Source organism: Bradyrhizobium sp. URHA0013 (assembly GCF_000518345.1).
Classification (GTDB): Bacteria; Pseudomonadota; Alphaproteobacteria; order Rhizobiales; family Xanthobacteraceae; genus Bradyrhizobium.
The window spans coordinates 490,001-502,951 of sequence record NZ_JADK01000003.1; the positions used below are offsets into that span (position 1 = coordinate 490,001).

General features: G+C 61.8%; 5 protein-coding genes, 2 tRNA genes and 2 rRNA genes (1 of these 9 running past the window's edge). 3 read left to right on the top strand and 6 right to left on the bottom strand.

Going from position 1 to position 12,951, the window contains the following annotated elements; all coding sequences use genetic code 11:
• From N551_RS0102425 to N551_RS0102445, 4 genes are all read right to left on the bottom strand, one after another.
• Positions 1-859 (bottom strand): 23S ribosomal RNA (locus N551_RS0102425); it reaches 2,014 nt to the left of the window's first position.
• A gap of 405 nt (positions 860-1,264) precedes the next feature.
• Positions 1,265-1,340, bottom strand: a tRNA-Ala gene (locus tag N551_RS0102435).
• A gap of 33 nt (positions 1,341-1,373) precedes the next feature.
• Positions 1,374-1,450 (bottom strand) — tRNA-Ile (locus tag N551_RS0102440).
• A gap of 188 nt (positions 1,451-1,638) precedes the next feature.
• Positions 1,639-3,127, bottom strand: a 16S ribosomal RNA gene (locus N551_RS0102445).
• The 16S and 23S rRNA genes sit together here with 2 tRNA genes alongside, the layout of an rRNA operon.
• A 1,003-nt stretch (positions 3,128-4,130) precedes the next feature.
• Here N551_RS0102445 and N551_RS0102450 point away from each other — a divergent pair.
• Positions 4,131-6,194 carry a M23 family metallopeptidase gene (locus tag N551_RS0102450; RefSeq protein WP_027565592.1) on the top strand — a complete coding sequence of 688 codons (2,064 nt, stop codon included), beginning with the start codon at positions 4,131-4,133 and terminating at the stop codon, positions 6,192-6,194.
• Positions 6,195-6,350: 156 nt separating this feature from the next.
• A complete protein-coding gene (locus N551_RS0102455) occupies positions 6,351-7,970 on the top strand; it encodes an SMP-30/gluconolactonase/LRE family protein (RefSeq protein ID WP_027565593.1) in 1,620 nt (539 codons plus the stop codon).
• 185 nt (positions 7,971-8,155) lie between these two features.
• Here the strand turns inward: N551_RS0102455 and clpB are convergent, their stop codons facing one another.
• Complete coding sequence (clpB, locus tag N551_RS0102460; protein WP_027565594.1) at positions 8,156-10,795, bottom strand: ATP-dependent chaperone ClpB; 2,640 nt, start codon at positions 10,793-10,795, stop codon at positions 8,156-8,158.
• 257 nt (positions 10,796-11,052) lie between these two features.
• On the opposite strand from clpB, the gene N551_RS0102465 reads away from it, so the two are divergent.
• Positions 11,053-11,841 carry an MOSC domain-containing protein gene (locus tag N551_RS0102465; protein WP_027565595.1) on the top strand — a complete coding sequence of 263 codons (789 nt, stop codon included), beginning with the start codon at positions 11,053-11,055 and terminating at the stop codon, positions 11,839-11,841.
• 111 nt (positions 11,842-11,952) lie between these two features.
• Here the strand turns inward: N551_RS0102465 and N551_RS0102470 are convergent, their stop codons facing one another.
• Positions 11,953-12,777, bottom strand: a complete 825-nt coding sequence (locus N551_RS0102470; protein WP_027565596.1) for a TIGR02594 family protein — start codon at positions 12,775-12,777, stop codon at positions 11,953-11,955.
• Positions 12,778-12,951: the final 174 nt, after the last annotated feature.

Below are 12,951 nucleotides of genomic sequence, written 5' to 3' on the forward strand. Positions count from 1 at the left end.
TTCAACAGACACCCGTTCGGTCCTCCAGTGAGTGTTACCTCACCTTCAACCTGCTCATGGCTAGATCACTAGGTTTCGGGTCTAATACAACGAACTTGACGCCCTATTCAGACTCGCTTTCGCTACGCCTTCGCCTATCGGCTTAAGCTTGCTCGTTAAATTAAGTCGCTGGCCCATAATACAAAAGGTACGATGTCACCCAGAACGTATCTTGGGCTCCATCTGTTTGTAGGTGTCCGGTTTCAGGTCTATTTCACTCCCCTCGTCGGGGTGCTTTTCACCTTTCCCTCACGGTACTGGTTCACTATCGGTCGCTGAGGAGTACTTAGGCTTGGAGGGTGGTCCCCCCGCGTTCAGACAGGATTTCACGTGTCCCGCCTTACTCGTGGATACATCATCGCATTACTCGTACGGGGCTATCACCCTCTAAGGCCCAGCTTTCCTGACTGGTTCCGATTGTCTTTGATGTATCACTGGCCTGGTCCGCGTTCGCTCGCCACTACTAACGGAGTCTCTGTTGATGTCCTTTCCTCCAGGTACTTAGATGTTTCAGTTCCCTGGGTTTGCTTGAAACCTCCTATGTATTCAGAAGTCTCATACCTTCTTTTGATAACCGGAAATCCAAAACCTCTTCGATCGAAATCTAAAGGCTTAGGCATCTCACATTTCTGTTCGAACCCCACACCACAGTCTTTCGACTGAGGTCTTGGAGTTCCGGCTATCGAAGGTGGGTTTCCCCATTCGGAAATCCATGGATCAAAGCTTCTTCGCAGCTCCCCACGGCTTATCGCAGCGTAGCACGTCCTTCATCGCCTCTCAGCGCCAAGGCATCCACCGAACACCCTTAAGGCACTTGATTGCTCTCATTATCAATGTCCACACACTCGGCAGAATGTTGTCTGCAGAACTGCCTTGCGGCACGCGCCCTCGATGAACGCTATCTGCAGCCGGACAATGATTAGAAAGACCAGCTTGCTTCGTAAGATCGTTCCGATAGCGAGGCGGTCAAGCTTCGCTAAAAGGATCATTTACAACTCGCTTGTCTTTCAATGCAGCCTTGTGAGCTACGCTAAAAGACGCACGAGCGCCGAAATGATCCGGAGATAATGGAGTATCGCGCAACAATTACTTGTTGCCCGATCCAACTCGGATCGATCTCCTCTTTACGATGTCAGAAATCACGCAGCTTACTGTCCATCCGGACTAGTAAGTGCGAAGTGATGTTTCGCGGACGACGGTATGAGCAGTCGGTGATCAAACCATCTGGTGGAGCCAGACGGGATCGAACCGACGACCTCATGCTTGCAAAGCACGCGCTCTCCCAGCTGAGCTATGGCCCCGTAACCAGAAGACGAATGCTCACTCGATGAGTGTGGTGGGCCTGGGAAGACTTGAACTTCCGACCTCACGCTTATCAAGCGCGCGCTCTAACCAACTGAGCTACAAGCCCCTAACGCATATCCAGTCAAGGACCAGGGATTCTGCAAGGTTGCAGCCCCAGCGCGTGTTCGTCCGCGAAGAAAGAGAAACGAAGACGGCGAAATCCCGCCAATGCAGCTCAACGATCCTGACGACCGTTGGCCACTGATGTTTCTAAAACGGTTCGATAGAAGCAAGCTTCTGAAGAACCATCCTTAGAAAGGAGGTGATCCAGCCGCAGGTTCCCCTACGGCTACCTTGTTACGACTTCACCCCAGTCGCTGACCCTACCGTGGCCGGCTGCCTCCATTGCTGGTTAGCGCACCGTCTTCAGGTAAAACCAACTCCCATGGTGTGACGGGCGGTGTGTACAAGGCCCGGGAACGTATTCACCGTGGCGTGCTGATCCACGATTACTAGCGATTCCAACTTCATGGGCTCGAGTTGCAGAGCCCAATCCGAACTGAGACGGCTTTTTGAGATTTGCGAAGGGTTGCCCCTTAGCGTCCCATTGTCACCGCCATTGTAGCACGTGTGTAGCCCAGCCCGTAAGGGCCATGAGGACTTGACGTCATCCCCACCTTCCTCGCGGCTTATCACCGGCAGTCTCCTTAGAGTGCTCAACTAAATGGTAGCAACTAAGGACGGGGGTTGCGCTCGTTGCGGGACTTAACCCAACATCTCACGACACGAGCTGACGACAGCCATGCAGCACCTGTGTTCCAGGCTCCGAAGAGAAGGTCACATCTCTGCGACCGGTCCTGGACATGTCAAGGGCTGGTAAGGTTCTGCGCGTTGCGTCGAATTAAACCACATGCTCCACCGCTTGTGCGGGCCCCCGTCAATTCCTTTGAGTTTTAATCTTGCGACCGTACTCCCCAGGCGGAATGCTTAAAGCGTTAGCTGCGCCACTAGTGAGTAAACCCACTAACGGCTGGCATTCATCGTTTACGGCGTGGACTACCAGGGTATCTAATCCTGTTTGCTCCCCACGCTTTCGTGCCTCAGCGTCAGTATCGGGCCAGTGAGCCGCCTTCGCCACTGGTGTTCTTGCGAATATCTACGAATTTCACCTCTACACTCGCAGTTCCACTCACCTCTCCCGAACTCAAGATCCTCAGTATCAAAGGCAGTTCTGGAGTTGAGCTCCAGGATTTCACCCCTGACTTAAAGACCCGCCTACGCACCCTTTACGCCCAGTGATTCCGAGCAACGCTAGCCCCCTTCGTATTACCGCGGCTGCTGGCACGAAGTTAGCCGGGGCTTATTCTTGCGGTACCGTCATTATCTTCCCGCACAAAAGAGCTTTACAACCCTAGGGCCTTCATCACTCACGCGGCATGGCTGGATCAGGCTTGCGCCCATTGTCCAATATTCCCCACTGCTGCCTCCCGTAGGAGTTTGGGCCGTGTCTCAGTCCCAATGTGGCTGATCATCCTCTCAGACCAGCTACTGATCGTCGCCTTGGTGAGCCATTACCTCACCAACTAGCTAATCAGACGCGGGCCAATCTTTCGGCGATAAATCTTTCCCCGTAAGGGCTTATCCGGTATTAGCACAAGTTTCCCTGTGTTGTTCCGAACCAAAAGGTATGTTCCCACGCGTTACTCACCCGTCTGCCGCTGACGTATTGCTACGCCCGCTCGACTTGCATGTGTTAAGCCTGCCGCCAGCGTTCGCTCTGAGCCAGGATCAAACTCTCAAGTTGGACTTGAACTTTGAACCGGCTGATCACAACGTTTTGACGAGGTCCCACCATTTTTCATCAACCGAAGTCGATGAGCTGCCCGCGATTCACATCGCTGGCAACGATGGTGTAACCTTAAAACGTGTACCGCCGAAGTCTTTCGTCCCCTCTCAGAACTCAAAAGCCGAAGCTCTTCAGTATCCGAGAGGCGCAAGGACTCCGCCGTCCACGTTTCTCTTTCTTCATCTTCACTTGTCAAACAGCCCGGGACCAGGAGGCCCCAACCTTCCAGAGAGGAAGGGTTCCGACACCCTTACCGACGATGGATGAACTCCAATCGACTTACGTCGACTGTTGTGTCACTCAACAAGGTGAGGAGCATCAGTGGCGCGTTCGCTCGCCTCGGTCAGTGACCCGGCGGCGCCGCGCTCAGTGGTCGGGTTATAGGCCCCACCCATCGGGGTTGTCAACGACCATTGTCAGAAAATCGTCGCACGGTGGATTGTTGAAAAAATCTACGCGATTACAGCGGGTTAGAAGGACGCCGAGTGGCTGGATCGCGCCGGCGCGGAGAAAAAACTCAAAAAAAGTTTGGGCCCGAGGGGGGTCCGGAGGCGGCATGGAGGCGCCTTGAACGCGGCTGGGAGCCCCCGCCCCTGGAAGGCCCTCGGCCCCCGGCCGTTCGGGAAACTTTTCCATATTAGGCGCCGTACTTGAGCCACAATCCCCCGGCGTTCTGGTACAGACAAAGCTTGAATCGCAGGGATGCCAGTGGGGGCTGCCGGCGGTTTGTGTGGGGTCAGAGGAAGGCGATCATCCGATGAAGCGGCCTTCTTCAGACATTCGAGACACATCGAGAGATCTTTTTCCGCTTAGCTGTTCGTAGTTTCGGCCGGCCCGTCTTCAGGGCCTTCTGACCGCGGACGCCTATGCGGCTTGCCCTTTTCGAGCGACGCCCCTGAAGAGGGCGGCGTAAGGAGGGGCTCGATACCGGGCTCTTGGGTCGTTGATTGGGGGACTTGGGTTGAACCACAGGACGTCACGCGGCGCTTACGGGCGTGAGACCGGGATCATCGATCTCGGCCACGAGCCGCCGCTGTCCGTCGATGGTTCCGAAGCCGCCGTCATCGACCGCCGCCGCGTCTCGGTGCAATGGTTCAGCGGGACAATTCTAACCGGACTTTGCGGCGCAGCCCTGATCGGCGGCGCCGTTTTCGCTTCGCTCGACGGCGAGATGACCTTCGCCAAGGTGCCGGAGCGCGTCGAAGGCGCGCTGCGCGGCGCATTCGGCGCAGCCGACCGCGCCGCCACGCTGCACAAGAGCGACCGCCTGCCGCCGCCGAACGAATCCACGGCCTCGCGCAACATCGTGCGCGTATCGACCGTCGCCCGCGTCGGCAACCGCGACGTGATGCGGGTACGTCCCTTCATCCGGATCGCCGGCAATCTGTCGATGACGACGAGCGACCTGTCGGCGAAGATCCCGCCGTTCAACGCCCAGCGCCTTCTCACCGATGTCGGCTCCGATCCGAAGGCGGCATCCGAGGATCCCAACAATCCGGAAGCCGTCGAACCCGACGCCGAGGTCTCGTTCGTCACCAAGGACCTCTCCCAGGTGCTGCCGAAAGCCAAGATTTCCGCAGTGGTGGCGCTCGACGACATCCTGATGCGGGTCCGTGATGCCGCGAACTGGCGCGGCAATGGCGGGGTGCGCTACGCCGCACTCTCCAATGCTGCGGCCGACGTCTCCGGCGCGACCGGCCCGTCCGACATCAGAAGCGCCTACGCCACCGAAGTGTCGCCGTCCGATCCCTATGCCGGCTTCGAGACGCGCGTGGTGCCGGAAAACGTCACGCTGCTGCCGAAGACCAAGGAACAGATCACCGGCGGCAATCCCAACGGCGAACGCGTCCACGTGGTCAAGAAGGGCGACAGCGTCGCCGGCGTGCTGCGCGATCTCGGCGCCACGGCCGAGGAGATCAAGGCGATCACCGCGACGCTCGGGCCGCGCGGCCGCGACGGCGGCCTGAAGGAAGGCGAGAAGCTGCGCATCCTGATGGCGCCCGCAAGCCCCGGCGCCCGTCTGCAGCCCTACCGCGTCGTCATCGCCAACGAGACCATGGTCGAGGCGATCGCGGCGCTGTCGGATCTCGGCAAATACGTCGCGGTCGACGTCTCCAGCATGAACACCGTCGCCGACGCGGCGGCGAACGCCAACAGCGACGACGATGACGACGACGACGGCACGGGCGTGCGGCTCTACCAGAGCATCTACGAGACCGCGATGCGCAACAAAGTGCCGATGCCCGTCATCGACGACATGATCAAGATCTACTCCTACGACGTCGATTTCCAGCGCAAGGTGGCGCCCGGCGATTCATTCGACGTGTTCTACGCCGGCGAAGACGAAGGCGTGACCGCGAGCGAAAAGAACGACGTGCTGTTCGCTTCGCTGACGCTCGGCGGCGAGACCAAGAAATACTACCGCTACCAGAGCCCCGACGACGGCGTCGTCGACTACTATGACGAGACCGGCAAGAGCGCGAAGAAGTTCCTGGTGCGCAAGCCCGTCAACAACGCCATCATGCGCTCCGGCTTCGGCGGCCGCCGTCACCCCATCCTCGGCTACGTGAAGATGCATACCGGCGTCGACTGGGCGACCTCCTATGGCACGCCGATCTTCGCCTCCGGCAACGGCGTGATCGAGAAGGCCGGCCCCGAAGGCGGCTACGGTAAATACATCCGCATCAAGCATAACAACGGCTACGAGACCGCCTATGGCCATATGTCGGCCTTCGCCAAGGGCATGGAGCCCGGCAAGAAGGTGCGGCAGGGCCAGGTGATTGGCTTCGTCGGTTCGACCGGCGCGTCGACCGGCCCGCACGTCCACTACGAAATCCTGGTCAACGGCCGCTTCGTCGATCCGCTCCGTGTGAAACTGCCGCGCGGCCGCTCGCTGGAAGGCCCGATGCTGGCCGGCTTCGAGAAGGAGCGCGACCGGCTCGACGGCATGATGAGCGGCCGCGCCGGCGCCATCGCCCGGATGTCGGACGCAACCGGCGGTCCGTTGCAGGTCACCAACAGGTAAAAGCCGGCGACCGGCCGAGATCGGCCGATCATCTTCAAACACGATCCGGTTTTGACGTTGTCGCGCGGAGCTCGCCTGGCGGCATCACAGCGTCAAGTTTCGTTTGCCAAAGCGGCATGAGGAGCGAATACTTTCCAAAAAACGGGAGGTCTCGCCATGAAGAACAGGCTCGCCTGCGCAGCCTTCGTTGCTGCGATTGTCTCCGCCACCAGTGTTTCGGCCGAAAACTGGGAGGTCACCAAGCTCGTCCCCGGCTCGGCGTTCCACGGCGTGCACGGGCTTGCGATCGACAAGGCCGGCCATCTGTTTGCCGGCAGCGTCGCGGGCGCGGCGCTCTACGAGGTCGACATCGCCGGCGGTACCGCCAAGGTTGCAATCCCCGCTCCGGTCGGAATGGCCGACGACATCGCATTCGCGCCCGACGGCACCATGGCCTGGACCGGCTTCCTGGCCGGCGATCTCTACTCGCGCAAGGGCGACGGCCCGATCAAGAAGCTCGCTTCCGGCCTTCCCGGCATCAATTCGCTCGCCTTCCGCAAGGATGGCAGGCTGTACGCCACCACCGTCTTCCTCGGCGACACGCTCTATGAGATCGACGTCGAGGGCGTCAAACCACCGCGCCAGATCATGGAGAAGATGGGCGGCCTCAACGGCTTCGAGTTCGGTCCCGACGACAAGCTCTACGGTCCGCTCTGGTTCAAGGGGCAGGTCGCAAGGGTCGACGTCGACAAGGCCGAGCTGACCGTCGTCGCCGACGGCTTCAAGGTCCCGGCCGCGGTGAACTTCGATTCCAAAGGCAATCTCTGGGTGGTCGACACCGCCCTCGGCCAGCTCGTCCGCCTCGATCCGAACTCGGGCGCCAAGACCATGATGGCGCAATTGAAGCCGTCGCTGGACAATCTCGCAATCGACGACAAGGACCGGATCTACGTCTCCAACATGGCCGACAACGGCATCCAGGAGGTCGATCCCGCGACCGGCCAGGCGCGGCAGGTCATCATCGGCAAGCTCGCTTTGCCCGGCGGCATCGGCGTCACGTCGGAGAACGGCAAGGATACGATCCACGTCGCCGACGTGTTCGCCTATCGCACGGTGGACGGCGCGACCGGCGAGGTCACCGAGAAGGCCCGCATGCACGCCGCCGGCGTCACGCTCGAATATCCGATGAGCGCGACGGCGAAGGGCAACGATGTGGTCCTGTCGAGCTGGTTCACCGGCACGGTGCAGGTGATCGACGGTAAGACCGGCGCCACGCGCGACATGCTGCACGGCTTCAAGGCGCCGCATGACGCGCTCGTGCTCGCGGACGGCAGCATCCTGGTGGCCGAGCTCGGCACCAAATCGCTGGTCCGCGTCAGCGGCGAGCACGGCAAGGACCGCACCACGCTGATCGGCGGACTCGAGGGTCCGGTCGGGCTGGTCGCCGGATCGCGCGGCGAGGTCTATGCCACCGAAGCCTTTTCCGGCGTCGTCTCGATGATCGAAAGCAACGGCGAGAAGACGGTCATCGCCAAGGACCTGAAAATGCCCGAAGGCATCGCACGCGCCAGCGACGGCAAGCTGATCGTGGCGGAGGTCGGCGCGAAGCGGTTGATCGAGATCGCACCGGAGAGCGGCACGATCACCGAGATCGCGGCCAATCTCCCGATCGGCCTGAGCGGTGCGCCCGGAGGGCTGCCGACGCATATCCCGACGGGCGTTGGCATCGGGGAATCCGGCACGATCTATTTCTCTTCTGACATCGAGAACGCGATCTACAAGGTCACGAAGAAATAAGTCCCCGCGCGTCGAAATTGTAGGTGGATTGCATATGCCGGCAGGGCCGCACCGCAAAGATTGCACGTCCTAGCCAGACCACACTCCGGCTGCAGCAACATCGTCAACAACCCGCAAAACAAACCGCCCCGGAGAGATTGACCTCTCCGGGGCGGCTTTTTGCTTCAGGCTTGGATTGCCGGCGCTCAGTTCAGCTTGCGCTTCGACACCGGCGCCTCGAACTGGGCGATCTCCGCGGTCTGCGGCGCCTTGCCGTTGAAGGTCAGCACGTTGCCTTCGGACGAGATCGCAACGGTATCGCCGTCCTTGACGTCGCCGGCCAGGATCATCTCGGCGAGCGGATCCTGGACGTGACGCTGGATCACGCGCTTGAGCGGCCGTGCGCCGTAGGCGGGATCCCAGCCCTTGGCGGCGAGCCAGTCGCGGCCCGCAGCGTCGAGCGTCAGCACGATCTTGCGATCGGTCAAGAGCTTCTGCAGCCGCGCGAACTGGATTTCGACGATCCGGCCCATCTCGCTCCTCTGCAAGCGGTGGAACAGGATGATCTCATCGACGCGGTTCAAGAACTCTGGCCTGAAGTGCGACCGCACCATTCCCATCACCTGCTCGCGCACAGCCGAGGTGTCCTCGCCCTCCGGCTGGTTCACCAGAAACTCCGAACCGAGGTTCGAGGTCATGATGATCAGCGTGTTGCGGAAGTCGACGGTGCGGCCCTGGCCGTCGGTGAGGCGGCCGTCGTCGAGCACCTGCAACAGCACGTTGAACACGTCAGGATGCGCCTTCTCGATCTCGTCGAACAGCACGACCTGGTAGGGCCGGCGCCGCACCGCTTCGGTGAGCGCACCGCCCTCGTCATAACCGACATAGCCCGGAGGCGCGCCGATCAGCCGCGAGACCGAGTGCTTCTCCATGTACTCGGACATGTCGAGACGAACCATCGCGGTCTCGTCGTTGAACAGATACTCGGCGAGTGCTTTCGTCAGTTCGGTCTTGCCGACGCCGGTGGGCCCCAGGAACATGAACGAGCCGGTCGGCCGGTTCGGATCTTGCAGCCCCGCGCGCGAACGGCGCACGGCGGTCGCGACCGCACGTACGGCTTCGGCCTGGCCGACGACGCGCTTGCCGAGCGAGTCCTCCATCCGCAGAAGCTTGTCTTTCTCGCCTTCCAGCATCTTGTCGACGGGCACGCCGGTCCAGCGCGAGACCACCTGCGCGATGTGGTTGGCGGTGACCGCCTCCTCCATCATCTCGCCGGAGTTCTCCTTGGCCTCGATGTCGGCAAGCTGCTTTTCGAGCTCGGGGATCCGGCCATAGGCCAGCTCACCGGCCTTCTGGAATTCACCGCGCCGCTGCGCGTTGGCGAGTTCGACCCGTAAGCCGTCGAGCTCGGCCTTCAGCTTCTGGGCGTCGGAGAGCTTGTTCTTCTCCGCGCTCCAGCGTGCGGTGAGCGCCGCGGACTTCTCCTCGAGATCGGCTAGCTCCTTCTCCAGGGTCTGCAGGCGGCTCTTCGAACCGGCATCGCTCTCTTTCTTCAATGCTTCCTGTTCGATCTTCAGCCGGATGATTTCCCGATCCATCGAATCCAGCTCTTCCGGCTTGGAGTCGACCTGCATCTTGAGCCGCGCGGCCGCCTCGTCCATGAGGTCGATGGCCTTGTCCGGCAGGAAGCGGTCGGTGATGTAGCGGTTGGACAGCGTCGTGGCGGCGACCAGCGCGGAATCGGTGATCCGCACGCCGTGGTGCTGCTCGTACTTGTCCTTCAGCCCGCGCAGAATCGAGATCGTATCCTCGACCGAGGGCTCGCTGACGAAGATCGGCTGGAAACGCCGCGCCAGCGCTGCGTCCTTTTCGACGTGCTTCTGGTACTCATCGAGCGTGGTGGCGCCGATGCAGTGCAGCTCGCCGCGGGCGAGCGCAGGCTTCAGCAGGTTGGACGCGTCCATCGCGCCATCGCCCTTGCCGGCGCCGATCAGCGTGTGCATCTCGTCGATGAACAGGACGAAATTGCCCTCGCTCCCGATCACCTCCTGGAGCACGGCCTTCAGCCGCTCCTCGAACTCGCCGCGATACTTCGCACCCGCGATCAGCGCACCGAGGTCGAGCGACAGCAGCTTCTTGTCCTTCAGGCTCTCCGGCACGTCGCCGTTGACGATGCGCAGCGCCAGGCCCTCGGCGATGGCGGTCTTGCCGACGCCGGGCTCACCGATCAGGACGGGATTGTTCTTGGTCCGGCGCGACAGCACTTGGATCGTGCGGCGGATCTCCTCGTCGCGGCCGATGACCGGATCGAGCTTGCCGTCGCGCGCCGCCTGGGTGAGGTCGCGGGCATATTTCTTCAGCGCGTCATACGCGTTCTCGGCCGTTGCGGAGTCCGCAGTCCGGCCCTTGCGCAGCGCTTCGATCGCCGCATTGAGGTTTTGTGGGGTGACGCCGCCCTTGGCCAGGATCGCGCCCGCCTCGCTGCTCTTCTCCAGCGCGAGCCCGAGCAGCAGCCGCTCGACCGTGACAAAGCTGTCGCCGGCCTTCTCGCCGGCCTTTTCGGCGACGTCGAAGGTGCGGGCGAGCTCGGGCGCCAGATAGATCTGGCCGGCGCCGCCGCCAGAGACCTTCGGCACCTTGTTCAGGGCGTCCTCGGTCGCCTTCAGAATTGCGCGGGAATTGCCGCCGGCGCGGTCGATCAGGCCGGCAGCGAGGCCTTCATTGTCATCCAGCAGCACTTTCAGGACGTGCAGGGTCGAAAACTGCTGGTGCCCTTCGCGCACCGCAAGCGACTGTGCGGACTGGACGAAGCCCCTGGAGCGTTCGGTATATTTTTCGATGTTCATATCGTGGTCTTTCCCTCGGCCTGCCCCTGGAGCCCTCAAAGGCACTCCAAACGGCATCTTCATTGGGTTTCCGATAACCGCATTGACGTTTCTCAACCGGCAACGGTCGTTATCAGCCGGCGCTGGCGCCGGCCTGACCCAGATGTGGGAAGCGAGGCCTCGGACCGGAAGAGGCGAGTTCACAATTTCGTGCGCGGATCCGCCCGCTTGGCGCCGATGGGCCGAATCCCCTAAGTAGCGGCATGACCCCTAGCGCAATGACAGCCAGCCAGACCGCCGAGATCACCGGCCTCTACCGTTATCCGATCAAGGGCCTGACGCCGGAGCCCCTGCCCCGCGTCTCCCTGCGAGCCGGCCAGACCCTGCCCGCCGACCGCCGCTACGCCATTGAGAACGGCCCAAGCGGCTTCGATCCGGAACAGCCGCAGTGGAAGCCGAAGATCCAGTTCCTGATGCTGGCGCGCAATGAGCGGCTGGCTTCGCTCGACAGCCGGTTCGAGGACGCGACCAACCGCCTGACCATCCGCAAGGACGGCCAGATCGTCGCCAGCGGCGATCTCGAGACCGCCGCCGGGCGCGCCGCCATCGAGGACTACTTCGGCCAGAACTTTCAGCCAGAGCTGAAAGGTCCGCCCAAGATCCTGTCCGGCCGCAACCACAGCTTTTCCGACGTCGCCCGCAAGGTCGTGTCCATCATCAATCTCGACAGCGTCCGCGCGCTCGAGACCATGCTCGGCGGCGCCGCCGTCCACCCGCTGCGCTTCCGCGCCAATCTCTACGTGAAGGGCTGGCCGGCCTGGTCCGAGCTCGACCTCGTCGGCCAGACGCTCGCGATCGGACAGGCCCGGCTGCAAGCGGTCAAGCGCATCAAGCGCTGCCCGGCCACCAATGTCGACCCCGAGACCGCCAGGCGCGATCTCGAAATCCCGACCACGCTCTCGAGCAATCTCGGCCACATGGACTGCGGCATCTATGCCGAGGTGATCGCCGACGGCGACATCGGCGTGGGCGACGCGGTTGCGTTGGAAGAGCCGAAGCTGGTGTGACGTGGCGCGCTGGCGCCGCCCGTCATTGCGAGCGAAGCGACACAATCCAGGAATGCGCCCGCGGAGACGGTCTGGATTGCTTTGTCGCTCCGCTCCTCGCAATGACGGCCGTCAGTTCGGCATCACATACGCATAGATCCGGCCGCGCGAGACCGGTGCTTCGCGAACGCGGTTGCCGTTGTTGCCGGAGATCATGATCGGATTGCCCTGCGCGTCGACGCCGGTAATGATGCCGACATGACCGCCCCGGCCGCCGCGCGACATCACTGCGATGGCGCCGACCTGCGGACCGGAGACGCGCGTCCCGTAATGGGCGAACGAATTCGCCATATCGGAGCCGGTGCCACGGTGACCGGTCTTCTCAAGCACCATGTTCATGAACCGCGCGCACCACAGGCTGCCGCGGCCGGTCGGATTACCGCCGACATAGCGGCGTGCCTCGGATACGAGGCCCGATCCGGCACCGAAGCCGCCGCTGCCCGTGGCGCTATGGGCCACGCCGCCGTCATTCGCGTTAATGGCCATCCCACCGCCACGCCTCGTGGCGATTCGACGGCTGGCGCGCGTGATCATCCCACCGCTATCGCTGGTAACCATTCCTGCGTTGCCCCTCACGGCCATTCCACCGCTGCCGCTCATAGCCATTCCACCGCTGCCGCTCATGGCGATGCCGCCGCTATTGGCGTTCGGGTCATAGCTGGCGAAGGTGTTGCCGAAGCCGCTCGCCTGCAATTGCGCCGCGCCGTGATCGAAACGCGAGCTGCGTGTATGCCGGTAATGATGATGTCTGCTGGCGTGATGCGCGTAAGCGTGGCGCTCTGCGCTATGACGATGAGGTCGTGCTGACGCCGGAGAAGTGAAGGCGGCGACCGCCGCGAAGAAAACAGCCAGCGCGACGACACAGCGCGACAGGCGAGACGCAAACAACTCGAACATTCTTCATCCTTCGTTGACACCCCCACTTCCCAATCGGCCCGTGCGGTGGCCGACATCCGTGGGCTGTATCAGTATCCTGATGTGGCGAGAACAAGACGCGGCCGCGGAGATTTTCGACGATGATTAATAAGTGTTAGGGTCGTATGCGCTCACCGCAGGACGGCATTCCAATGC